Origin of the sequence: Bifidobacterium adolescentis ATCC 15703 (assembly GCF_000010425.1) — a bacterium.
Lineage (GTDB): Bacteria > Actinomycetota > Actinomycetes > Actinomycetales > Bifidobacteriaceae > Bifidobacterium > Bifidobacterium adolescentis.
This window is the reverse complement of record NC_008618.1, coordinates 2,066,218-2,089,645: the sequence shown is the minus strand read 5'-3', so window position 1 is coordinate 2,089,645 and position 23,428 is coordinate 2,066,218. Positions and strand designations below refer to the sequence as shown.

At 59.2% G+C, this 23,428-nt stretch carries 20 protein-coding genes and 1 tRNA gene; 9 read left to right on the top strand and 12 right to left on the bottom strand.

All coding sequences use genetic code 11. The annotated features are described in order from the left end of the window. The first annotated feature begins 318 nt into the window (after positions 1–318). The 8 genes from rpmH (at position 319) to BAD_RS08570 (ending at position 6,212) form a co-directional block, all read left to right on the top strand. Entirely contained in the window at positions 319–453 is a 135-nt protein-coding gene (gene rpmH, locus BAD_RS08600) for a 50S ribosomal protein L34 (protein WP_003807168.1), read from the top strand. Positions 454–473: 20 nt separating this feature from the next. Beyond that, a complete protein-coding gene (gene rnpA, locus BAD_RS08595) occupies positions 474–839 on the top strand; it encodes a ribonuclease P protein component (protein WP_003807160.1) in 366 nt (121 codons plus the stop codon). Positions 840–862: 23 nt separating this feature from the next. Beyond that, a complete protein-coding gene (yidD, locus tag BAD_RS08970) occupies positions 863–1,168 on the top strand; it encodes a membrane protein insertion efficiency factor YidD (RefSeq protein WP_011743919.1) in 306 nt (101 codons plus the stop codon). After that, entirely contained in the window at positions 1,168–2,205 is a 1,038-nt protein-coding gene (gene yidC, locus BAD_RS08590) for a membrane protein insertase YidC (RefSeq protein ID WP_011743918.1), read from the top strand. Before yidD ends, yidC begins: the two co-directional genes overlap by 1 nt. Before the next feature lie 155 nt (positions 2,206–2,360). Next, positions 2,361–2,888, top strand: coding sequence for a protein jag (locus BAD_RS08585; RefSeq protein WP_011743917.1), 528 nt, complete (start codon positions 2,361–2,363; stop codon positions 2,886–2,888). 77 nt (positions 2,889–2,965) lie between these two features. Next, entirely contained in the window at positions 2,966–3,700 is a 735-nt protein-coding gene (gene rsmG, locus BAD_RS08580; RefSeq protein ID WP_041777455.1) for a 16S rRNA (guanine(527)-N(7))-methyltransferase RsmG, read from the top strand. A gap of 278 nt (positions 3,701–3,978) precedes the next feature. Continuing rightward, on the top strand, positions 3,979–4,923 hold the full coding sequence (locus BAD_RS08575) for a ParA family protein (protein WP_003807153.1): 945 nt from the start codon (positions 3,979–3,981) through the stop codon (positions 4,921–4,923). A gap of 2 nt (positions 4,924–4,925) precedes the next feature. Further along, positions 4,926–6,212 (top strand): ParB/RepB/Spo0J family partition protein, encoded by a 1,287-nt coding sequence (locus tag BAD_RS08570; RefSeq protein WP_011743915.1) that lies wholly within the window; start codon positions 4,926–4,928, stop codon positions 6,210–6,212. A gap of 54 nt (positions 6,213–6,266) precedes the next feature. Here the strand turns inward: BAD_RS08570 and trxB are convergent, their stop codons facing one another. The 5 genes from trxB to BAD_RS08545 all read right to left on the bottom strand — a co-directional run bounded on the left by trxB (position 6,267) and on the right by BAD_RS08545 (position 13,985). After that, positions 6,267–7,208: a thioredoxin-disulfide reductase gene (gene trxB, locus BAD_RS08565; RefSeq protein WP_011743914.1), complete on the bottom strand. Its 942-nt coding sequence runs from the start codon at positions 7,206–7,208 to the stop codon at positions 6,267–6,269. A gap of 172 nt (positions 7,209–7,380) precedes the next feature. Then, positions 7,381–9,408 carry a hypothetical protein gene (locus BAD_RS08560; protein ID WP_011743913.1) on the bottom strand — a complete coding sequence of 676 codons (2,028 nt, stop codon included), beginning with the start codon at positions 9,406–9,408 and terminating at the stop codon, positions 7,381–7,383. 40 nt (positions 9,409–9,448) lie between these two features. Next, positions 9,449–11,188, bottom strand: coding sequence for a murein biosynthesis integral membrane protein MurJ (murJ, locus tag BAD_RS08555; RefSeq protein WP_011743912.1), 1,740 nt, complete (start codon positions 11,186–11,188; stop codon positions 9,449–9,451). Next, entirely contained in the window at positions 11,185–13,221 is a 2,037-nt protein-coding gene (locus BAD_RS08550; protein ID WP_231837115.1) for a DUF6049 family protein, read from the bottom strand. The genes murJ and BAD_RS08550 overlap by 4 nt, the downstream gene beginning before the upstream one ends. 86 nt (positions 13,222–13,307) lie before the next feature. After that, entirely contained in the window at positions 13,308–13,985 is a 678-nt protein-coding gene (locus BAD_RS08545; RefSeq protein ID WP_021912890.1) for an NUDIX hydrolase, read from the bottom strand. A gap of 84 nt (positions 13,986–14,069) precedes the next feature. On the opposite strand from BAD_RS08545, the gene BAD_RS08540 reads away from it, so the two are divergent. Then, positions 14,070–15,488: a CCA tRNA nucleotidyltransferase gene (locus tag BAD_RS08540; RefSeq protein ID WP_011743909.1), complete on the top strand. Its 1,419-nt coding sequence runs from the start codon at positions 14,070–14,072 to the stop codon at positions 15,486–15,488. 116 nt (positions 15,489–15,604) lie between these two features. On the opposite strand, the gene BAD_RS08535 is transcribed toward BAD_RS08540, so the two are convergent. The 7 genes from BAD_RS08535 to BAD_RS08505 all read right to left on the bottom strand — a co-directional run bounded on the left by BAD_RS08535 (position 15,605) and on the right by BAD_RS08505 (position 23,267). Beyond that, positions 15,605–16,237, bottom strand: a complete 633-nt coding sequence (locus tag BAD_RS08535) for a LytR C-terminal domain-containing protein (RefSeq protein WP_011743908.1) — start codon at positions 16,235–16,237, stop codon at positions 15,605–15,607. A 61-nt stretch (positions 16,238–16,298) separates the two neighbouring features. After that, positions 16,299–17,225, bottom strand: coding sequence for a 4-(cytidine 5'-diphospho)-2-C-methyl-D-erythritol kinase (locus BAD_RS08530; RefSeq protein ID WP_011743907.1), 927 nt, complete (start codon positions 17,223–17,225; stop codon positions 16,299–16,301). Continuing rightward, positions 17,222–18,133: a 16S rRNA (adenine(1518)-N(6)/adenine(1519)-N(6))-dimethyltransferase RsmA gene (gene rsmA, locus BAD_RS08525; RefSeq protein WP_011743906.1), complete on the bottom strand. Its 912-nt coding sequence runs from the start codon at positions 18,131–18,133 to the stop codon at positions 17,222–17,224. The genes BAD_RS08530 and rsmA overlap by 4 nt, the downstream gene beginning before the upstream one ends. Before the next feature lie 51 nt (positions 18,134–18,184). Then, positions 18,185–19,705: a G5 domain-containing protein gene (locus BAD_RS08520; protein WP_011743905.1), complete on the bottom strand. Its 1,521-nt coding sequence runs from the start codon at positions 19,703–19,705 to the stop codon at positions 18,185–18,187. A 281-nt stretch (positions 19,706–19,986) separates the two neighbouring features. Further along, positions 19,987–20,060 (bottom strand) — tRNA-Thr (locus BAD_RS08515). 112 nt (positions 20,061–20,172) lie between these two features. Beyond that, entirely contained in the window at positions 20,173–21,156 is a 984-nt protein-coding gene (locus tag BAD_RS08510) for a DsbA family protein (RefSeq protein WP_041777454.1), read from the bottom strand. 56 nt (positions 21,157–21,212) lie between these two features. Next, positions 21,213–23,267 (bottom strand): serine/threonine-protein kinase, encoded by a 2,055-nt coding sequence (locus tag BAD_RS08505; RefSeq protein WP_041777453.1) that lies wholly within the window; start codon positions 23,265–23,267, stop codon positions 21,213–21,215. Positions 23,268–23,428 lie beyond the last annotated feature (161 nt).

Genomic DNA, 23,428 nt, shown 5'->3' with positions numbered 1-23,428 from the left:
GGATAATCCTTTCTCGACAGACGTACCACTGATGTGCAACTGTATATTTGTACTCTCTTTTCCCCGAGTTATCCACCGGCGTGCGTGTTGAAAAGATTGAAATGTGAATAACATTGTTGTAGTTTGTGGATAACTTTTGTGGGGGAATTCGGCGGAATCGCAACGATTATGTGGATTGTTTTATGCGGGGAATCCCCATGAAAATGTGAAGAAAAATGGACGACGCGACAATCTGTTCAGGGGTCAGAGTAATTTAGTAGAGCTTGACTCATGAGGAGCCGTGCCTTGGCATGGCTAAAAACACCGGGAGCATTAATTATGAAGAGGACATTCCAGCCGAACAACCGCCGTCGCCACATGAAGCACGGTTTCCGTCAGCGCATGCGCACCCGCGCAGGCCGCGCTCTGATCAACCGTCGCCGCGCCAAGGGCCGCAAGTCCCTCGCTGCCTGATTTTTTAGTGGCATAGAGCGGTGGAACGGCTGAAAAGCCATCGCGATTTTGTTGCGGTGCTCAAACGCCGTCGTAGGGTATCGCGAGAAGACATCGTCGTGCATTATCTGATGCACGACGATGTCGTAACGGGCGATACAGCGACGGTGCAAGGCCGCCGTGTCGGCTTGGCCGTTTCCAAAGCTGTTGGCAACGCGGTCACGCGCAACGCCGTGAAAAGGCGTTTCCGTGTGCTTGCACGAAAGTACGAATCACTATTACCTGAATCCTGCGATATCGTGTTGCGTGCCAAGCCAAGTGCCGCACGTGCCGATTTCCTGTCGCTTGAGCAGCAGATGGCATCGTGTTTCGAAGCGGTGAAACGTAAAACCGCTTCCCGACAATGAGCAAGGGGCATCATCGCAATTGGATGGTGCGGCTCATCCGCTGGTATCAGAAACATATTTCCGCCCATACCGCACCTCGGTGCCGGTATTATCCCAGCTGCTCCAGTTATGCGATTCAGGCGATTGAACGATTTGGCTGCCTTAAAGGTGGCCTTCTTGCGTTATTACGCCTTCTTCGTTGCAACCAGTGGAACCGTGGAGGAATCGACGACGTTCCACAGCTCTATTCCTTGTTTTACAGATGTTCGTGGTCGAAGGCACATGAGGAGCCTCGTCTCACGCCTCTGGATGTAGATGAACCTATAGGCGATAAGGAGAATGGCCTGTAATGAATCAAGATCAATTCCTCCTCGATAGTGGTTTCTGGGGCTGGCTGTACAAGCTCCTGTACCCCGTCGAGTGGCTCATGACGCAGATTATGGCCGGATTCCACCGATTCATGGTGATGCTGGGCATGAACGAGATCGGTTTCTCGTGGGTCATGTCCATCGTGTTCCTGGTGATTGTGGTCCAGGCGTGCGTGTTCCCGCTGTTCTACAAGTCCATGAAGGGCATGCGCAAGATGCAGGCCCAGATGGCCGTTTTGCAGCCCAAGATGCAGCGCATCCAAAACAAGTACAAAGGCAAGAACGATCCCGCCAGCAAAGAGGCTTTGCAACGCGAGATGATGAAGCTCTACCAGGACAACGACGCGAACCCGATGGGCGGCTGCACGTCGATGCTGCCTATGTTCGTGCAGGGTCCTGTGTTCATGTGCATGTTCTACACCCTGTCGGCCATTCCATACATCGCCCGTGGCAAGTTCAGGAACGGTTCCGGCCTCGGCGCCTTCGACATCGCCACCGCCAAGCAGTTCACCTCCACCAACGTGTTCGGCGTGAACGTGGCCGAGAACTTCACCACCGCCGACATCCACGGCAAGATCATCATCGGCATCTTCGTGGCGTTGATGTGCTTCTGCCTGTGGCTCATGCAGTACAACAGCATGAAGCGCAACATGGCCCAGAGCGCTGCGAACAAGCAGACTGAAATGATGCAGAAGATGATGCTGTGGATGTTCCCGATCATGTACATCTTCTCCGGCGTCGCCATGCCGTTCGCAGTGCTGGTGTACTGGTTGACCAACAACATCTGCAACCTGCTGCGTTCCGTCTGGCAGATCCACGTCTTCCCGACTCCGGGATCCCCGGCCGCCGAAGCGAAGGAAAAGCGCGACCACGCCCACGAGAACGCCCGCCGCGCCAAGGCCGGTCTGCCGTCCCTCGAAGAGGAGGAGCTGCAGAAAGCCAAGAAGGCCGCGGAGGCGAAGGAAAAGAACGGCTTCCAGCGTCAGCAGCCAAGCCGCAAAAAGAAGAAGAAGAAATAACATCAAGTGTGTGTCCTGTGTTTCACGTGAAACGCAGGACACACCGCTTTTGTATCGGGCGAATCGCCCATATGATACAACCCAATCAGTAGACTTTCAGTAGACTTTCAGTAGACTTGAAATAATACGAACCCCGCTCAAAGGAGTAAAACACCATGGCGCAGGATGCTGAGAAAACCATCGATCAGCTCAATGACGAAGCTGACATCGCTGCCGATTACCTTGAAGGATTGCTTGACATCGTCGACTACGAGGGCGATATCGAAATGGGCGTGCGCAACAACCGTCCGACCGTGCAGATCGTTGCCGACGACGACACCGACATCAAACATCTGATCGGACGCAACGGCGAAGTCGTGGACGCCCTGCAGCAGCTCACCCGACTCGCCGTACAACAGAAGACCGGCGAGCGGTCCCACCTCATCGTGGACGTGGACGGCTATCTGAAGCGCAAGCGCCAGCGCCTGCACGACCTTGCGCTGGATGCCATCGACGAGGCGCGCGAGACTGGCGAGCCGGTGGACCTGAAGCCGATGAACTCCTTCGAACGCAAGATCATCCATGATGTGGTGCGCGAGGAAGGCATGAAGTCTCGGTCCCATGGCGAAGAACCGCATCGTTACGTCACGGTGTACGTCAAGGCTTCCGCAGCCGATGACGCCGACGAGATCGACGAAGCCTGAAATAGTTTCACGTGAAACATGAAGCGTCGCGAGTTTCTCGCGGCGCTTTTTGATGCCTGTAGATTAGGATGGTGTGCATGAGTGATGTGAATGACGAATTGGATGGGTCGCCGATTCTTGAGGAAGTGCTTGGCGATGCATTGGGCAAGTTGAAGGTGTTTCACGTGAAACTTGCTGCGGAAGGAGAGCCGCGCGGGCTGATAGGGCCACGCGATGTCGGTATTATTTGGGAACGGCATATTCTGAACTCCGCGGCCATCGTACCGTTCATCCGTGAAGCAACGGCCAAGAGGCAATTCAAGACGGTGGCGGATATCGGCAGTGGTGGAGGATTCCCCGGTATCGTGGCGGCCGCCTGCCTGCCGGACCACCAGTTCACTTTGGTGGAACCGATGGAACGCCGTATCGAATGGCTTCATGAGTGCGTTGACGAAATGGGATTGGACAATGTCTCGATAGTGCGCTCCCGAGCCAACGCCGTAATCGAAGCCGTCCGCGGTTCGAACGGTGGCCGGAAGGGCAGGGGAGAGGATGCCGTCGATCTCGACGGAAATCCCATCCCGGTCAGGCATCCGTTTGCCGTGGTGACCTGCCGTGCGGTCGCGCCGATGACCAAACTATCCGGATGGACGCTGCCGTTGCTGGACAAAGGCGGACGGCTGGTTGCCCTGAAAGGACGATCCGCGCAGGAGGAAATCGTCAAGGCCACCAAAGAGATCTCCAAAAACGGCGGTATCCATCCCCGCGTGGTGGAGGCCGAGGTCGGTCCGGGTCTGGAACCGACGCATGTGCTGATGGTGGACGAGCGATAAGTTATCCACAAAATCGCGTGAGTTATCCACAGTATCCACAATCGCGGAAATGTGTTACGAAGCATCTTGAAGAAGCTTGGAATTGCAACGATTGTTCTGTGGATAACTTTTGGGTGGTCGGATGAGTTATCCACCAACTATCCACCGTTGTTCACAATGGTGCACATGGCCGTGAACAGGTGAAAATCTGTCCACCCAAATGATGAAACTTGATTGTTGAATATGTATAGGAAGGCTAGTTCATGACTGGACCTGAAGAACCAGACAATTTGACGTCGATGGAATCCGCCACGGAAACCATCAAGCGAATCTTCGAAGGCTCGACATCCCCCGTAGGCGCGCAAATCGCTGATGAATCGACGCGATACAAGGCATTGGAGCATGCGGTCTGCCCGAAGCCGGCCCAAACGCGCCTGATCGCAGTCGCCAACCAGAAAGGTGGCGTCGGCAAAACCACATCCGCGGTGAACCTGTCCGCGGCCTTGGCCCGTTTCGGATGCAAGGTCCTGCTTATTGATATGGATCCGCAGGGCAACGCCTCCACGGCATTGGGTGCCCCGCACGCCTCCGGTCAGCCTTCGGTGTATGACGTCATCGAAGGACGCAAGCGCATCGCGGAAGTCAAGTGCACGTGCCCTGATTTCGACAACCTCGACGTGGTCCCCGCATCCATCGATTTGAGTGGCGCCGAACTTGAGGTCGCCGACATGGCGGATCGCAACTCGCTGCTGAAGAACGCGGTGGACGAGTTCCTCGCCACCAGCGAAGAGCATTACGATTACGTGATCATCGACTGCCCGCCGAGCCTGGGTCTGCTGGTGATCAACGCCATGTGCGCCGTGCACGAAATGCTGATTCCGATTCAGGCCGAGTATTACGCCTTGGAAGGTTTGGGCCAGCTCATCAACACCATCGGACTGGTGCAGGAACATTACAATCCGTCGCTGCTGGTCTCCACGATGCTCATCACCATGTACGACAAGCGCACGCTGCTGAGCCGCGAAGTGCATGGGGAAGTGAAGAAGCACTATCCGACAATCGTGCTCGACACCACCATTCCGCGCACGGTGAAGATTTCCGAAGCGCCAAGCTTCAACCAAAGCGTGATCGCATACGACCCCAAGGGCATGGGTGCGATCGCGTACTGCGAAGCCGCGCTGGAACTTTCGCGTCGTTCCGATACGGTGCTGCAGGCAATCGATGCAAGAAGGAATGAGAACTGATCATGGCAACTAAGTCGCGTTTGGGTAAAGGTCTTGGCGCACTGTTTCCTTCTCTTCCGGGGGAGCCGCAGCATCAGGAGCATGCGGCGCCTGCCGCTGCCGCCAAAGAAGTCAAGGCTTCCAAGACTGATGAGCATGTGGAATCCAAGAGCGCGTCCGCTACCGCACAGGCATCGGTGAACGCCGTGCAGGGGATGAAGCATGCTGTTTCACGTGAAACAACCAAGAAAAACCAGCATCGTCGTGCCAGCATGCCGTCGATTTCGTTGAACGAAAGCGCGCATCCCGCGGACATGTTCTTCGGCTCCACCGCTCAGCCAGCTTCCGAACAGGGCGAGCAGCAGGGGAGTGTTTCACGTGAAACCACGCCGACCGAACATAAGAAGGATGAACCGGAACTGCTTCCCGTGCAGGGTGGATATCTGGTTGAACTGCGTTTGAGCGACGTCGGTCCCAATCTGCATCAGCCACGTACCATTTTCGATGAAGACGACCTGCGCGAGCTAGCCGAATCCATCAAGGAAGTCGGCGTACTGCAGCCAATCGTCGTACGCAAGCGTCCGCAATCGCAAATCGAAGCCGCCCGCAGGGAAGCCACAGCCAAACCGGCCGAACCGCACAACATGTTCGACGGGCGCATGGATAGCATGTACGAGCTCATCATGGGCGAACGTCGTTGGCGCGCATCGCAGATCGCCGGCCTGAAAACGATTCCGGCCATCGTCAAAACCACCGCCGATGACGATATGCTACGTGACGCACTGCTGGAAAACCTGCATCGCGTCGCGCTGAATCCACTGGAAGAGGCGGCTGCCTACCAGCAAATGATCGACGATTTCGGCCTGACGCAGGCCCAACTGTCCAAGTCGGTGTCGAAATCCCGTCCGCAAATCGCCAACACCTTGCGATTGCTCAACCTGCCGGCCGCCGTGCAGAAGAAGGTCGCATCCGGACTGCTGTCCGCGGGCCACGCGCGTGCGCTGCTGGGACTGCCGACGGAAGCGGATATGGAACAGCTGGCCACGCGCATCATCGCCGAGGGGTTGTCCGTACGCAGCACCGAGGAAATCGTGTCGATGAAGGCCGCCGAAAGCGACCAGCCCAAGAAGCCGAAGGCCAGCAAGCTCAATCCGTGGGCTGGTACCCCCGTTCAGGTTGGTCTGGAGCAGCGTTTCGGCACCAAGGTCTCCATCAAGGGATCGAAGAAGCACGGGCGAATCGAAATCGTGTTCAAATCGGAAGACGATATGGAACGCATCGTCGACCTGCTTATGCAGCAGCAGAGCTGAACGAACCGAGCCAATCGAGCTCGGCGAGCGATAATGATTTGAACGATTTGAGCCTTACTTGAGCGAATCGAGATAAGCCTGCGCATCCAGCGCGGCGCGGCACCCCATGCCCGCCGCGCTGATGGCCTGCCGATAGACGCTATCCATGCAGTCTCCCGCGGCGAAAACGCCGGGTTCGCTGGTACGCGTGCTGGCGCCATCGACCGTGATATAACCGGCTGAATCGACGTCTACAAGCCCGTTAAGAAAAGCAGTGGCAGGAGTGTGCCCAATCGCCATGAAAACGCCGTTAGCGGGGATTACAGAGGTCTTTTCGGTGGCGGTGTTGCGCACCTCCACCTTCTGCACGCCGTTCTCGTCGCCGCGAATCTCCTGCACCACAGCGTCAAGCATGAAATCGATTTTCGGATTGCGTTGCGCACGCTCCACCATGATGCGGGAAGCACGGAACGTGGAACGCCTATGAATAAGGGTGACGGACGAGCCGAAACGGGACAGGAAATCAGCTTCTTCGAAAGCGCTGTCGCCGCCGCCGACCACCACAATCGGCTTGTTGCGGAAGAAGAAACCATCGCAGGTGGCGCAGTAGGATACACCTTTGCCTGCGTATTCCGTCTCGCCTGGCACGCCCAGCTTACGATAGTTTGAGCCTGTTGCGATGACCAGCGCGCGTGCGTCGTACACGTCGCCGTCGTCAAGGGTGACGGTTTTGATGCCGGAATCGGCATTCGAAGCAACCGAAACAACATCGTCCCAAACGATATGCGTGCCGAACCGTTCCGCCTGCTTGCGCATATTGTCCATCAGATCCGGACCCATGATGCCATCGGGAAAGCCTGGGAAATTCTCCACTTCGGTGGTGTTGACCAACTGGCCGCCGGGCGTCAGCGCGCCGGCGACGACCAGCGGCTCGAAGCCGGCGCGGCCAAGATAGATCGCGGCAGTATAGCCAGCCGGGCCGGAACCGATAATCACCACATCACGCATATCACTCATGGTTGCTACTGTAATGCAGTTTCCACGACGGTTGCGGGCGGTTTTGCAGATGGCGTTCAAAAAAGCGTTCAAAAAGGCGTTCAAAAAAGTCAGCTATCCGTCACGTTGTTTCACGTGAAACAAAAAGAGGGTGTGCGGAACAATCCGCACACCCTCCTTGTCTGCCGATGCGTCAGAAAATCTGCACCGAATCGATGTACAGCTGGTTGCCGGGAAGGCTGTCGAACGGCACCCACAAGAGGATGTCCTGGGTCTCCACGGCCTTGTTGAACTTGATTTCGGTGGTGCCGCTGGCGTCGAACTCGAACTGGGCGACCTGTTCACCCTGGTTCGGGCTGGACTTGGCGTTCACGCGAATGTAGCCCTGGCCACCGGAAGAACGGATCTTGATGACCATGCGATACGCTTTCTGGGGCTGGCTGAGGTGGAGGTAATAACCGTAACCCTGTTGTCCGTCCGGATTGGACAGGAACTGGCGGTTGTCGATCTCATACGGAGTCGTGTTCTCTGGCATCTTCGGTTCCGGAACCTTCCGCACCTTCTTATCCGAAGTCACCACCTTGTCGACGTCCTTCTTGGCGGAATGGCTCTTCTTCGTGGTTTTCTTCGGCTTGCTGGAATCGGAGCTGCCGTTGTCGGAGCTGTTGGCATCGTTGGAATCGTTGTTTGCATCGCTGGCGGAGCTGCTGCCATTGCCGGAATCGCCATTATTGCCGAAAGGCACGTCGTCAAGGTTCATTTCCGGCCACGGATTGTTGGAATTCGTATTGGTGATGCCGTCATCGGGCTTCTTGGTCAAACCATGAATGGCGAATCCCAATGCGACGGCCACCACAATGAACGCGACCACAATGGCCACGACCTTGGTGGTGAGCTTGCCGAACAATTTGGCATTGGCGACCTCGGCCGGACTGGAGGAAGAGGCTTTAGGGGCAAAGCTCGGCGGCACCGCAACGGGGGCTCCGTTTTCGTTCTGATATGCCGCGTCGATCGCTTCCTGCTCCGCCTTCAACGCGCGTGCGGATTCCTCGCCCGGCTCGATGACCCGTCCGTCAGGTCCGATCACCGGAATGCGACCGGTCTTCTCCAATTGCGAATCGTCCGTATGATAATCGCCCTGCGGCGACGGCGTGGAAACACGGATGGGGAAGGAGAACGGCGAATCCACATCTTCGGAGGATCCGTCGAGGTCCTCTTCGCTGAGTAGTTCGCGGCTGTTGTTCCACAGCGATTTCACGGCACCGCCGGTCGCGGCCATACCCTTGGCCAAGGCTTCCTTGCTGTCGGAGAAATCAGTGTGTGGTTCAGGCGCTTCGAACGTCATTTCCGGAATGCTTCCGGTTTCAGCCAGCGTATCGGGCAAGGCGATGGCATCCTGCTCGAGAATCTGCAGCAGGGGCACGTTCACAATCGAGCATTCCGAATCCGCGGACGGTAACGCAATATCGGGGCCGTTAAGCTTCACCAGCGGCTCGTAGTCGCCCAGCAACGCCTCCAATTCGGCGATGGTGGCCATCGGAACGGTCGGGAAACCGTCCTTCTCCTTGAGATCCAGACCACGCTTGCAAATCACGCGGAACTCCATCGGCACGTTCGGTGAAATCGCGTCAAGATGGTAGTTCGTGGACAGCGTCGACGGCGTGCGCGTCAGCAGGGAATACAGCAGGGAAGCGACCTGGCGAATCGCAAGCTGCTCCTGGTTTTCCACGGATTGCACGCGCGAAGTATCGGCCAGCATGATGCTTACCGGCGCGTCGGCGATTTCAATGCCGTTGCGGGTCAATCGCACGGTGTCCGTGCTGATCGAGAAATGCGTGAGATTGTCTTTCTGCAACACGTGCAGGGCTTCGACGACCTCACCAAGAATGGAACGGATCGCGGTGAAGCTCAGCGGCTTGCTGGACTGCGTGAGATACTCGCTCAACGACATGCCGGCATCGAGCTGCGTGATCACCAACGCCACCTCGCCCACGTGCTGAAGCTGCAGCACCTGCGTGAAATGGGCGTCGTGGGAAATCGCCAGCATGGAGGCCGTCGCATTGACGTCCTGCAAAGCCTTGCGGTTGTTGACGATAAAAAGCTGGCAATCCCGGGCAAGCACGTGATCGCTTGCCTTCCAAACCTGCAAGCCGGTTTCCTCGCGCAATGGCGAAACCAGCACATAGCGGTTGCTGATGGTATCTCCCAGTTGAGGTTTCATGGTTTCCTTCAACTCTGTAACGATTGTTCTACCTACGCTGTTATTCTTGGTCGCCGTTTTCGGCGGTACTTTGCTCAAGTTTACCGTTGGGGCTGGCCGTTCCGCCAGACTTAGGCTTGTTGCCAAGCCCTGGTATGCGGGCGGCGAGCATGCCCACGACCGAAGTGAGCTCCTCGGCACGCAGCGCCCACAGGCACGCCAGATAGACGATGGCGATGACGATGGTGAGCAGTATCGCGGACAGAACCGCCTGACCCCAGTTCATAGTGCCGTCGTCGGGGCCGATATGCGCTCCGACCAGCCGGTAGACGCCGTTGCGGCACAGCAGGCCAATCACGCAGGCGGCTATCGTGGCCACCAGCGCCTTCGCATAGGCGGTGATGATGCGCTTGTCGTCCACATCGCCGTCGAAACGGGAGCGGAGCATGTGCGTAAGCAGCGGATACGGCAGGATGAAGCTCACCGAAATCGCCAATCCGATGACGGTGATCCACTGCGTGGGCGGCAGAATGAACGTCGACGCGATGATGACGCCACCCTGGATGGTCATGGTGATCGCCATGAAAATAAACGGATGCTTGCCGTCTTCGAACGCGTAGAACGTGCGTTGGATGACCAGATACGAGCTGGAAAGCGGCAGGCCGATGCCCAAAGCGGCGAGCGGCGTGCTGATGAGCAGCGCCTCACGCACGCTGATGGACGGCAGCAGTGCGAGGATGATCGGCAACGGAAGCACGATGAACGCCGCTGCGAAGAAGCACATGATGAGATTGAGATTACGCAGGGCCGAGCTCAGATCCTTGCGCGCCTCGTCGATATTGCGGTCCGCGATGGCTTTCGATATTTTCGGGAAGATCGCAGTGGCGATGGACACGGCGATCAGCGAATACGGCAGCATGTAGATGGTGTACGCATTCTGATACGAGGCGTTGCCGGCCACGTCCAACTGGCTCATATGCAGCTGTTCCGAAGCCTTGAACGGCGCGCTGGTGGCCACGCGGGTGACGATGATGTTGACGATCTGATCGACGCCGACGATGCCGAGGCTCCACGCGGCGACCGGTCCCATCGAACGCAGTCCGATGCCGTGAACGCCGAATTTCGGACGGTATTTCAGGCCGATTCTCGTCAAAGGAATGAACAGCACCAGCGCCTGGAACGCCACGCCAAGCGTCCAAGTGCCGGCGGTCAGCGCGATTTTCGTCGGCGTCCAGAAGTCCAGCGGACGTTCCGTGGCCCTGCCGAACATCGCGATGAACGCGCCGAAACCGATGCAGCTGATGATGTTCGCGCCGACCGAGCTCCACGCATACGTGACGAAATGGTCCTTCGCCGCGAGAATCTGCCCGATCACCGTATACAGGCCGTAGAAGAAGATCTGGGGCATGCACCACAAGGTGAAGGAGGTGGCGAGGGCCATGGTTTCGGCGCTGCCGTTGACATACAGTTTGGTCAACAACGGCGTGGCAACGGCCATGAGCAGCGTCACACCCAACAACAGGGTGATGGCAAGGGTGATGAGCTTGTTGAGCTTGGTTTCGGCGTCCTTCGATTTCAGCGTGCGCACGATCTGCGGCACAAGCACCGCGTTGAAGATGCCGCCGGAAACCAGCGTGTAGATGACCTGCGGAATCATCGAACCGGCCTGGTAGGCGTTGGCGGCATAGCCGGTGGTGCCCAAGGCCCAGGCAAGCAGGATGGTGCGGATTTGGCCGGTCACGCGCGAAGCGGCGGTACCGGAGGCCATGATCAGTGAGTTACGGCCAACGGAAGAACTCATTCGTCGGGATCCTTCTTACGGTTGAATTGACGCCACAGTCCCACAGCGCCCAAGAGCACGGCGAAGCCGATGATGACGAAACCGCTCTTGTCGCTGATCTGCAGCGCGCTGGTGATGTGGGTGACCTGCGTGGCTCCAAACGCTGCACCATTCCTGTCGAACAGGCTGATGGTGGCGTTGGCGGTGCCGGACGTGGACACACGGATGGTGAACGCCACCTGTGCCTCGCCGTGGGGCGGCACCTGCACGGTGTCGAATCGGGACGTGACGATCTGCATGGAATCGGTCAGCGACGAGACCTTCACCTTCACCGGGTACGGGTGGCTGTTGCTGATGGTCACCGGCATTTTCGCGGTTTCGCTGACCACATTCACGCTTTCCGTCGGCGTGATCGCCACACCGTTGATCAGCAGGGCCGCGAGCTGGTTCGCGCCTTCCGCCATCGTGCTTCTGGAAGGGCTTTCGCCGCCCAACGCGTGCAGGGCCATGATGGTGTGGGCGTTCGTCAGCTGCCTGCTCCAGGTGTTGACGTCGGATTCGTCTTTTCCGTTCGGCTTGACGAGGATCGACGTATTGAAACGTTTGATGTTGCTCGATGAGTTCGCCAGCGCGCTCAGAGTCTGCTGGACGTCGCTGCGCATGCTATCGGTAAGGCCGTCCGTTTGGGGAAGGTCGGTTGACATGCTGGCCGCATCTTCGGAGATGTCGGCATCCTTCAACGTGGCGAGATCGGTGAGGTTCAGCCACGGCGACTGCTCGATGTCGCTCATCAGCGCGTCCACAACACTGGGGTCGGAATCCTCGTTCAGACAGACCAGCAGGTTGCGTTCCGCATAAGGCTGTTCCATCTGGTAGAACGCGCTTTGCGCGACGAATCGCGCCAATCTGCCGGCCGTGGTTCCCTCGCTGTCGGCGTTGGCATCGTCACTGGTCGCCTTGCCTTGGGCCAGGCCGGAAAGCACATTCTGCGCGGAAAGCACGGTGATGTCCCCGACATCGGTGGAGACCACCGTCTTGCCGGTACGTACGGTATCCGCATCGTCCTCTTCGAAGTCATGCGTGGCGATGACGGTGCCGTACCCCTGCTGGCGGGCCTTCGTCAACGCTTGTAGGGTCCAATTGCCGTTGCCCTGCCACGCGTATGCGGTGATGTCCGCGTTGCTGTCACCCAATGCCGATTGATAGGTTTTCCGGGCTTTGGCTGCGGACCATTGACGGTCGTTGATACCGGCTGCGCTGTAGGCCGGAGCGTTGTTCATGGCGCTGTAGGCGGTCATGTCGAACAATGCGGGCTGGGTGATGCCGTCGACCCGCGTTGGCATCGCCATCGCCTGCAGGTAGGTCGGATCTCCTACGACCTGCAGCATGTCGTGCTTGGCGAAGGTCTGCTGCAACGATTTGAGCCGTGCGTCGTCATCCTTGCTGGGCATGGCGATTTTCGCCAGTTTCGAGGAGGAAATACCCCCTTCATCGACCAGCTGTCCAAGCAGCTTGCTGTCGGTGGTCCACCCGTTGGCGGCCAGCGGCTGGGCGACGGTGATGTGCAGCGCCGGCGTGCTGGGCGTGTGGAGTCCCGCGCCGGTGCGCGTCACGAACGTATGCGATTGAGCAAGGGGGGTTCCGTTGGCGGAATAGCTCAGCAGCACCGGCTTCGGCCCCCAAGAGTTGATGGCCGCGAGCGATTCCTGATGGGCGTCCGCGTCGATGCTCACGTTGGCGCTGGCTCCCGGCTGCAACGCGGGCACATCGGCCTGTCCCACGGATTGCGGGGTGGGGATTCGCCCGTTGCCTTCAGACCAATCCTGGATGTCGTTGCGCGAAACGAACGTGTAGAAGGCGTTCATGGCCAGCGTCAGCGTTCCCGCGGGAATCTCCTGTCCGGTCGTGTTGGTCACCGTGGCGTTCAGATGGTATCCGGAGGTGTCCGTCAATACGGCCGTGGAAGAGTTGATGGACAACATACCGTCCGTCGACTCCGCCGATGTGGTCGATTCCATGGCCCTTGCCGATGGCGTGGGTGCGTATAACAACATCAACGCCATGGTCAATACCATGGCGAGGATGGATGATAACGCGCGAAGGCCACGCGAAACGTGCCGTTGTGCGGATTGATTCACTATTACGCCTGTCTGTTGAGTTTCCTTGCGTACAACCATGCTATCTTCCGTTCGTTCGGATAGCTCAGCACATCGTCCAAATCAGCAAAATCCACCCAAATGGCGTCTTCGGCCTCATGGTCGGGATCGCCTTCGACGGTCAGCTCGCCGCCGATCTGCCGCAACGCGAAGTGGTGCACCAGCTTGTGCACGCGTTGGCTGGTACCGGTGAACCAATAGTCGATGGTGGCGATGGAATCGACCACCTCGCCCAGAATGCCGGTTTCCTCATGCACTTCGCGCACGGCCGTCTGCTGCGGCGTTTCGCCTTTTTCGATATGTCCCTTCGGCAGGCACCATTCCAAATGCCCGCTGCGTGAATGACGTGCGATGATCGCCACGCGACCCTTGTCGTCGAACACCAGCCCGCCCGCCGAATACTCGCGCACCACCGGCAGCTCCTGCGCGTCAAGCGATGCGAACGTGGTCGGACCATCCGCGGTGCGCCGGCGCGGCATCATCGCCGGCGTAGGCGCGCTCGGCGTGATGATCGTGCGCTGCTGCAATTGCTGTAGTTGTTGCAGCTGCTGCAGCGAAACCGACTGCGATGTGTACAGCAGTTCGTCCGGTTCCAGCGGATTTTGGGCATGGTCGTCCGCAGCATGGGCAAGCATGCGTGCAAGGTCTGCGGGCGTAATCATGATTCCAACCATACTCAATTCTGTGTGCAGGTGGGGTAACGGTATGCTGGTAAACGGAAAACTTGTGGTGCTGAAAGGTATGGCGTGAACTTCGAAGTGTGGCCAGAGGCCATTGAATTAGGACGTATGTTTGCTGCGGAAGGCTACGAACTGGCACTGGTCGGGGGTCCTGTCCGCGACCTGCTGCTGCATCGCAAATCGCATGATTTGGATTTCTGCACATCGGCGCGTCCCGAGCAGTTTGAGCATATTCTGCGCCGTTTTGGGCATGATGGCTTCTGGGATATGGGCCGCAAATTCGGCACGCTCGGCGCGATGCGCAGGCGTGAGGACGGCACCGAGGTGAAAGTGGAGGTGACCACCTACCGTTCCGACACGTACGACCCCGACTCGCGCAAGCCGGAAGTCAATTACGGCGACACGCTGGAAGGCGATCTTTCCCGCCGCGATTTCACCGTCAACGCGATGGCGTTGCGTGTTCCGGAACTCGAATTCGTCGATCCGTTCGGCGGTGCGAACGATTTGGCCAAAGGCGTGCTGCGTACCCCCGTCGATCCGCGGCAGTCGTTCGACGACGATCCGTTGCGCATGATGCGCGCCGTGCGTTTCGTGGCGCAGCTCGGCTTCCGCATCGAGCCGGAAACCGCCGAAGCGCTGTCCGACATGGTCGATCGCATCGAAATCGTCTCCGCCGAACGTGTGCGCGACGAACTGGTCAAGCTGCTGCTGTCCGATCGCCCGCGCGCCGGCATCGAAGCGTTGGTCGATTCCGGTCTTGCCGACATCGTGCTGCCGGAAATTCCCGCGCTGCAGCTGGAAATCGACGAGCACCATCGCCATAAGGACGTGTTCGAACACACCATGATCGTCATCGAACGCGCCGTCGCCCTCGAAACCGGTTCCGACGGTCCGGTGCCGGCCCCGGACCTGACGCTGCGTCTGGCGGCTCTGCTGCACGACATCGGCAAGCCGAAGACCCGTCGTTTCGAAGCGGGCGGCAAGGTGAGCTTCCACCGTCATGACGCCGTCGGCGCGAAGATGACGCGCAAGCGTTTGAAGGCACTGCATTTCGACCACCACATGGTCGAGGACGTCAGCGAGCTGGTCAACCTGCATCTGCGCTTCCACGGCTACGTGGAGGAGCCGTGGACGGATTCCGCGGTCCGCCGCTACGTCAAGGACGCTGGCCCGCTGTACGAGCGTCTGAACCGCCTTACGCGCGCCGACACGACCACACAGAACAAGCGCAAGGCCATGATGTTCTCGGCGGCCATGGACGAGATGGAACAGCGTGTACGCGACCTGAAAGAAAAGGAAGACTTCGACGCGATCCGTCCTGACCTCAACGGCGACGAGATCATGCAGCTGCTAAGCATCGAACCAGGCCCGATGGTCGGCAAGGCGTACAAGCACATGCTGGAATACCGCCTCGATAACGGTCCGGTGGAGCGTGACGTGGCCGTTGCCGAGCTGGAACGCTGGTACAAGGAGCAGGGCGAATAGCGATTGACATGCGGTGGTTTCGCCGCATGCATGGAACAGCTCGAATACGAAAACCCGCGTTCCCGATTGGGGGAGCGCGGGTTTTTCATATTGCCTATATCGATTTCGATTGGCGGTCAGCTTTGCGGATTCACCGCATCATGCTCGGGCGCCTTGGGCAGGTCGGTCATCTTGTCCACCGCGACGCAGCCCTGGATGCCGGTGATCGCCTTGCCTGCGGCGGGAACCTTCTTCGTATCCTGCAGATTGTCGAACGTGGCGCCCACGATGACGTCGATCAGCTGGTCCTGACGGTCGTCCATAACCAGCATGGCATCGGTGAAATTGCTTGCCACGGTGTACGCCTGATTCACGCCGTTCTTGCCGAAGACGATCATCGTGCGATCCACCTTCTTGGTGTAGTTGCCCGGCGTCTGGGGGTTGAACTCGCGGTTCTGCAACGCGTCGCTCACCGCCTTGGCGAAGCCGGAGAACTTCGTGCCGTTGAGCACACGCAGCGTGATGTTGCGATTCTCCACATACTTGGCCTTGTTGCCGTCGGCTTCCTTGATGGGGCACGGTGCCTGCTGGCCGTAGTTCGGCTGTACGGCGGCCGACTTGACGTTGCCCAGGCCTCCGACATGGAAAAAGAACAGCAGGGACACCACCATGGCGACCACCATGACGGCTCCGACGATGCTGAACACCGTCTTCTGACGGCGGCGAATGTACTCTTTGCGCGCGGCGCGCTCGTCGTTAGCCTGGGTCATTTACGAATTCCTTTTGAACAAACCAATTGCCATCAACTTTACTGTCATGCGGTGATATGTGTCATGCGGTGATATGCACAATCGGTCGGGCTGGGGCGTTCGTGGCGATGATGCGATCGACGCAACGGCTGTCCTGCCATGCCCGCTGCACGGCGTCCGCCGCATCCTCCGTCGGCACGAACGCGATGACGGACGGGCCGGAACCGGAGACGAACGCCTGGCTGGCTCCCGCACGCAAGGCTTCCTCGATCGCCTGTCCGCTACGCGGATGCAGGGAGACCGCCGCCTTCTGCAGGTGGTTCTCATCGCCATCGCCGGCACCGATCTGATCGAATGTGGCATACACTTCCGGCGTGCGCAGTTCCGCACGGTATGCGCCGACCAGCAGATGGCCGGTAAACCCACGTTCCGTAAGATCGCGTACGATATCGCCATCGTCATCAAGCTGTTCGATGCGTTCGCCGAAACCGGTGCCGCGCGCGTAACCGCCGGTCAGACAGAACGGCATGTCCGCGCCCAGCGTGGCCGCGACTTCCTGCAGGCGTTCGATCGGCCAATCGAGATCCCACAACGTGTTCAATGCCAGAATCGTCGCCGCCGCATCGGCGGAACCGCCGGCCATGCCCGCGCCGACGGGGATGCGCTTGTCGATGTTCAACGCCACGTCCGGCTCATGGCTGCTCGCTTCGGCCATGGCGAACAATGCCAGCACGGCGTGGTTGCGGCGCATATCGCTGCCGGAAGAGGCCAGGTCGCCCAGATACGCGCCCTCGAGATTCAGCGAGAAGCCGCTTCCCGGCGCTTTGCGCGTGGCGGTGACGGTGTCGTATACGCCGACCGCGCAATAGATGGTGTCGAGTTCATGACGGCCGCCCCATTCGGCATGCGACGGGCCCACATGCAGGGTCAGATTCGTTTTCGCCGGGCAGTCCACGCTCACGGCGTTGATGGTGGCCGTTCCGATGGCGGGCGAATCAATGGTGCTCATGACGCGAACACCTCATCCAACGCGCGTGCCAACGCCACGAATTCGTCGATGGTGAGCGTCTCGCCACGACGGGTCGGGTCGATGCCGGCCTTCTCGAACGCTTCGGACGGCACGATTTTCTTCAATGCGGCGTGCAGGGTCTTGCGGCGCTGCCCGAAAGCCGCGTCGATCAAACGGAACACGGTTTCGCGATCCACCACGGAACCGTCCGCATTGTCCGCGGCGGGGGTGTGACCGCCCGGGTAGCGCTTGAACAGCACCAGCGCGGAATCGACGTTCGGGGCCGGCCAGAACACGTTGCGGCCGATGACGCCCACGCGTTCCGCGGTGCCGTACCATGCGAGCTTCACGCTCGGCGTGCCGTAGATCTTCGAACCGGGCTTCTCGCTCAAACGGTCCGCCACTTCCTTCTGCACCATCACCAGGAAGGTGCCCAGATTGTCGAAACGTTCCAACAGGGTGAGCAGAATCGGCGTGGCCACGTTGTACGGCAGATTGGCCACCAGCGTGAAGGAATCGTCATCCTTGAAATCGGGCAGATTCTCCGGATTGACGGTAAGTGCGTCGCGGTTGACCACACGGAAGCGGTCCACGGCGTCCGGCATGAATTCGGCGATGGTTTTCGGCAGGCGTTCGGCGACCGGCGGGTCGATTTCCACAGCCGTCATCGTGGCGCCGGTTTCCAGAATCGCCAGCGTCAGCGAACCCAGTCCGGGACCGACTTCCAGCACATGGTCGTCGGCGGTCACGCCGGCCTCGCGCACGATGCGACGCACGGTTCCCGGATCAATCACGAAATTCTGCCCGAATTTCTTCGTCGGGCTGATACCCGCGTCGGCGGCGATGCGTCGGATGTCGGCCGCCCCCAGCAAATGGCCCTGCGTATGCTCGTTCACGTTTTCTGTCATTCCCTCATTATCCGTTCATGCCGGTACGAAAATCGTTGGCGATTAGCCGGATCAGTACCATCCGGTCTGTTCGGAGTGCTGCCACGCCGCGGACGGGCTGCCGTACCGCTGTGCGATGTAGCTCAGACCCCAGTCGATCTGCACGGCGGCATCGTCCTTCCAATTCGCGCCGAACGTGGCCATTTGGCTGCCCGGCAACGCTTGTGGAATACCGTATGCGCCCGAATACACGTTTTCCGCGCTCCAGCTCCATCCGGATTCGCGATTCCAGAGTTTGACCAGATCCGTCCAGTTCTGGCCGGTCCAGCCGCGCTGCGCCGCCGCGCCGGAAGCGTAGGCCTGTGCCTGTGCCGCGGAAGGATGGTACAAGCGGCAGCCTGCGGAAGGATTGCTCGGCTGCGGCGTGGGCTGCGGTTTGGGCTGGGGTGCGGGAGTCGGCTGCGGTGCAGGGGTTGGTGTGGGGGTCGGTGCCGGATCGTCCTTCTTGGTGTTGTTGGAATTGTTATTCGAGTTGTTGTTCGAATTGTTCTTATCCGAGGAATCCGACTTGTTCGAATCGGTTTTGTCGGAATCGGACTTGTTCGAATCGGACTTATTGTCGTTTTTATTCGAGTCGTTCTTACCCGAATCGTTCTTGCCGTCGTCCGTCTTGCCGGAATCGCCGTTATCGCCATTGCCGTTGCCGCTGTTGTCGGATTTGTCGGTATCGTCCGTAGTTTTTTCCGGTCCGACCGCAATGACTTTGTCGATGGCGATTTTCGTGGTCTTCTCTTCGGTCAGCGTCTCGCTTTCCTTCACGCCATCCACGTAGGTGACGGCGTACGTCTGCTGGATTTCGCCGTTTTCGCCTTCCTGCCGTATCGTGACTTCGCCCGGCTGCAGGTTCGGGTCGATGATGGTCTGCGTGCCGAACGGCACTTCCTTCGTACGTGTTTCCTCGCCGTGGGTCACGCGGCGGACGCGCAGAATGGTCTTTTTGCCGTCCTTTTCGACGCTGACGCGATCCTCCTTGCCCAACGTGATGCCTTTGGCGTCAAGAATGGAGGCGGCGGGCAGCTTGCCGTTCGGCGCCACCGAGCTTTTGCCGTCCGCGATGACGGTGACGGGCCCCTTCTGGTTGATGATGAGACCGCCGGTGAGCTTGTTGTAGACGTTGCTGATATTGACGGTGATTTTCGCCGCTTCGGTTTCGTTTTGGTTGAAGAAGTCCAGCAACTGCTCGGCGCTGGACGCGACCGTCCAGAACGGCACTTCCTGGCCGTCGATGGTGATGGTGGTCTGGTATGCGCTCTGCACGTTCACCACATCATGGTTCTTCAGCATGCTGGTCGGGCTGGTCGACTCCACCAGGTCGTGCGTTTTGACTTTCACGCCCTGCTCCTGCAGCAGACGGTCCACGCTCATCGCATATGTGGTCACCGTGGTGGTCTCCCCATTGACGGTCAATGCCACGGATTTGCGCGCGCCCACACCAAACGCCAACGCCGAAGTCAAAGTCAATGAGGCCACGCATGCCATGACGCGGACACGACGAAGCGTCACGAATCTCCGAGGGGTCCACCTTCTCGTCATTTATCCTCTTTTCAGCGCTGCCTACAACGCCGTTATTGTAACGGCTCAGCTGGAACGGTTGCCGTGCTTTCCGATGGTTTTATCCATACCGCCACATTTTTGAAAGCAGGTGCGAAAAGCGAAAAATAAAAAGGGGGCAGGAGAGAAGGGGATGTCCTGCCCCCGGTCGGACGAGATAGGTTGGGGGACGTCTCGTCCGCTTTGCCAGAAGTCTCAAGTTGGGGGAAGACTTCTGGAGCACTTACCCATGGTAAGAGGTCCAAGCCCGTCATACGGGTTCGAGCCTCCTGTCGGGATCGAACCGACGACCTGCCGCTTACAAGGCGGCCGCTCTGGCCATCTGAGCTAAGGAGGCATGTCCTCTTTTGCTATGAAAACAACAGAGGAACGATGAATAGCATAACCAGCGCTTCCACCGCCGTCAACTTAGTATTGCGGGTTGAGACGCGCCGGCTGCCCGTAAGGGGTTATTCGCCCGTGGTGACGGAAATCGGCCCCTTCTTGGCTCCGATGGACGGCATCTTGCCGGCAACGCCGACTTCGCTGTCCTTCAGGCCGATCGATTCCAACAGACCGTCCTTAACCGTCGTCTGGGCGGTGGTCAGCTGGTCCATATCCCAATACTTGCCGTTGATGATCACGGTCGGCGTGGTCATGCTGCCCTTGTAGCTGCCGGACTGATGCCACAGTTCGGAACGCTTCGGCGTGTAAGTGTCGATCGCATCAAGCCATTCCTGATAATCGCGGCCAAACGCCTTGTCCGCAACATCCTTGGAAACACCCGCGGCGATCATCTGCTCCTTGATCTTGGCGTCGCTCACCGACTTGTATGCGGAGCCTTCCTCCGGCTGGAAATCCTCGGCGTAGACCTTCTCCAGGAAGGAGATCAGATGGTTCGGGTCGCTGTCATGCTCGGCCAGGTAGATGGCCGCGTTCGCCGCGCGACTGGAATACTCGTCGGTGGACCAACGGTCCATGAACGCCATGAAATGCAGGTCCAGATTGATCTGCCCCGCATCGACCATCTTCTGCAGGTCGGCGTCCAACTGGCGGTGCAGGTTGCCGCAGCCCGGGCACAGGAAATCCATGTAGAGCTCGACGGTCGGCGCGCCCTCCACAGCCTTGCCGTAGCCGTTCTTGGAAATCAGCAGGCCGCCGTTCTTATCGACGAGCTTCGGAGTGTTCTTCACTTTCTGCAACGCCGTGTACGCTTCCTGCACGGTTTCGGTGGAAGCCTTCGTTTCGGCCTTCTTATGCATGTTGTGGTACACGGTGAACGCGCCGATCGCCACCAGAATCACCAGCACCGCCACCACGATGCCGCCGATGATCGTCTGCTGCTTGCGTTCCTTTTCCATCTGCTCGGCGCGCGCCTTCATCGCCGCGGCCTCGGCGGCCCTACGCTCGGCGCGGCTGGTACGCTTCTGCGCATCCTTGCTGTTCTGGGCCATCGATATTCCTTTCGACCTCACGTTGTTATGCTGGGCACCATACTAGCGATGCCTTGCTATCGATTCGCCGGGAATTCCGTATTGCCTTGCGATTGCGTCGGCAGCTCGCTCAAGTGGCGCAGATACGGCTGTTTACGCAGTGCGCCGCCGCCCAATCGCAGTACGATCGCGCCCGGAGCGGCCACGGCCACAAGCCAGCCGATCGCGCAGAACGCAGCCTGCGCCAGCCCGCTTTCGGAAAGCGGACCGCCAAGCAGCGTCGGCATCGGAATCGTCAATCCAAATATCCACATATCCATCACGGCATACGGAAGCTGCAGCACGACCGTGGTGAGCGACAAACCCAGCGCGGCCACGGCCAACATGATCAGCGTCCGCACGATGGCGACGCCGAAGCCCTTCACGATGTGCCAGGGCAGTCCCGCCAATCGCAGCAGCCAGTCGGAACTTTTCTTCTCGCCGCCACGTTTGCCTTCGCGCTCGAGCTGCGCCTCCGTGTTGAATCCGATGGTGGCCAGCGCACAGGCGAACAGCAACGCGGCTGCCATCGCCGTCCACAGTGAGAACAGTCCGCAGACGGCCACGGGAATCGCCATCAGCGCGCAGGGGAGCATGCCCCGGCCCAACATCGCGCCACGCTTCACATCGGCGGGATTGGGTGCTTCCGCAACGTTCGGCCCATCCATACCGGGTACCGGCGGGAATGACATTGCGGGCGATTGCTGCGCCGCGGCCACCGTGGCCTGCGGTATGACGGACGGTGGCTGCCGCATGGCGATGCGTTGCAACGCGGGTTTGATGGTCGGGTCGACTTGCGTCGGCGCTTCCGCTGGATTCCATGCGTTCTGGGCCGGCAGCATTTGTGTTGACGGCATGGATTGCGGCATTACCTGTGTGCCTGTCGGCATCGCCCGCGTGCCTTGCGATTGCGGCATCGTGCGCGTGCTGTCCACGTTGGGAAGTGCGTCGGAAAGCACTCTGGTCTCGGCATCGTCAACAGGTGCGATCACCTGCGTTGCGCTCGCGTCGGATTGGCTGGTCACTTGTTTCCCGATTACTTGAGTTGCGCTCACATCGGGCTGCCCGATCGCCTGCGTTGCTTCGCTGAGCCTTGGCATCGTGCGCGTGCCGATGGCGTTTTCGCCGGTTATATCGTCCTGCAATCGCCACAACGTGCGCGGATTGTCGGGCGATTCAACAAAAGGGGGCATCGCCTCCGTATCGCCATCCGCTGCGCCACCATTGTCGGCCGCAACCCACGCCTGCGGATTCAACGCATCCACGGCGATCGCCTGCAGCAAATCGTCCGGCGTGCACCGCTTCGTCCGATCCGGATTAAGCGCCGAACGGAACGCGGCCATCGTGCCCGCAGGAAGTCCCGCAAGATTGGCGCTGCCTGCCGCCGCACGTTCCAACACGGTCATCATCGGCTTCGTGCCGAACACCGGCTCACCCGTAGCGGCGAACGCCAATACGCTCGCCACCGACCACCAATCGGTCATTTCATCCGATTCCGCGCCATCAATGATTTCCGGCGCGATGAACCCCGGCGTGCCCATCACCAGACCGGTACGCGTCACATGGCTTTCGCCTTCGCCCATAGCGATGCCGAAATCCACCAATACCGGGCCGGTGCTCGACACCATCACATTCGTCGGCTTGATATCGCGGTGCACGATGCCGGACGCATGCACGGCACGCACCGCCTCAATCAGCTTGCGTGCCAGCCGTTCCAAATCGTCGCCCACATATCGGCCATTGACGCGCACATCCTCACGCAGATTCTTGCCTTCGATCAACTCGGTCACAATAAAAGCCAACGCGTCGTCAAGTTCCATATCCACAATGCCGCACACGCCCGGATGCCGCACCTTCTGCAACGCCATCGCCTCCCTGCGCAGGCGCTCGCGTGCGGTCAGTTGGTCGCGCTGCCGCTGCGGGGAATCGTCGTCGGAGAGGGAATCACGCAAAATCTTCATCGCATATTGATGGCCGCCATCGTCCCGCACACGCCATACCGAGCCCATGGCACCCGAACCAAGCCGGGAAATCAACGTGTAGCCGCCAACCAGGCTGCCTGCTTCCAGATTCAATGCGCTTAAGTCGCTCATACTTCCATCGTACTTGGCGTGCAGATTATGCACGCGAATTGACAGGCTGGGGAAACGCCATGTGCCGCACGTTGAAGTCTGATGAAATCGAATCATCGACATGAAGAAGTGTCTTCACTTGCCGCACGCATCTGCAGCCACTTCACCGAAACCATGAGATG

Coding starts and splice junctions, on each gene's coding strand:
- rsmG (WP_041777455.1), top strand. CDS start 2,966: ATGAGTGATGTGAATGACGAATTGGATGGGTCGCCGATTCTTGAGGAA.
- rsmA (WP_011743906.1), bottom strand. CDS start 18,133: ATGACAGAAAACGTGAACGAGCATACGCAGGGCCATTTGCTGGGGGCG.
- trxB (WP_011743914.1), bottom strand. CDS start 7,208: ATGAGTGATATGCGTGATGTGGTGATTATCGGTTCCGGCCCGGCTGGC.
- BAD_RS08510 (WP_041777454.1), bottom strand. CDS start 21,156: ATGGCCCAGAACAGCAAGGATGCGCAGAAGCGTACCAGCCGCGCCGAG.
- rpmH (WP_003807168.1), top strand. CDS start 319: ATGAAGAGGACATTCCAGCCGAACAACCGCCGTCGCCACATGAAGCAC.
- BAD_RS08550 (WP_231837115.1), bottom strand. CDS start 13,221: ATGTTGTTATACGCACCCACGCCATCGGCAAGGGCCATGGAATCGACC.
- murJ (WP_011743912.1), bottom strand. CDS start 11,188: ATGAGTTCTTCCGTTGGCCGTAACTCACTGATCATGGCCTCCGGTACC.
- BAD_RS08520 (WP_011743905.1), bottom strand. CDS start 19,705: ATGACGAGAAGGTGGACCCCTCGGAGATTCGTGACGCTTCGTCGTGTC.
- yidD (WP_011743919.1), top strand. CDS start 863: ATGGTGCGGCTCATCCGCTGGTATCAGAAACATATTTCCGCCCATACC.
- BAD_RS08585 (WP_011743917.1), top strand. CDS start 2,361: ATGGCGCAGGATGCTGAGAAAACCATCGATCAGCTCAATGACGAAGCT.
- yidC (WP_011743918.1), top strand. CDS start 1,168: ATGAATCAAGATCAATTCCTCCTCGATAGTGGTTTCTGGGGCTGGCTG.
- BAD_RS08505 (WP_041777453.1), bottom strand. CDS start 23,267: ATGAGCGACTTAAGCGCATTGAATCTGGAAGCAGGCAGCCTGGTTGGC.
- BAD_RS08560 (WP_011743913.1), bottom strand. CDS start 9,408: ATGAAACCTCAACTGGGAGATACCATCAGCAACCGCTATGTGCTGGTT.
- BAD_RS08575 (WP_003807153.1), top strand. CDS start 3,979: ATGGAATCCGCCACGGAAACCATCAAGCGAATCTTCGAAGGCTCGACA.
- BAD_RS08530 (WP_011743907.1), bottom strand. CDS start 17,225: ATGAGCACCATTGATTCGCCCGCCATCGGAACGGCCACCATCAACGCC.
- BAD_RS08535 (WP_011743908.1), bottom strand. CDS start 16,237: ATGACCCAGGCTAACGACGAGCGCGCCGCGCGCAAAGAGTACATTCGC.
- BAD_RS08545 (WP_021912890.1), bottom strand. CDS start 13,985: ATGATTACGCCCGCAGACCTTGCACGCATGCTTGCCCATGCTGCGGAC.
- BAD_RS08570 (WP_011743915.1), top strand. CDS start 4,926: ATGGCAACTAAGTCGCGTTTGGGTAAAGGTCTTGGCGCACTGTTTCCT.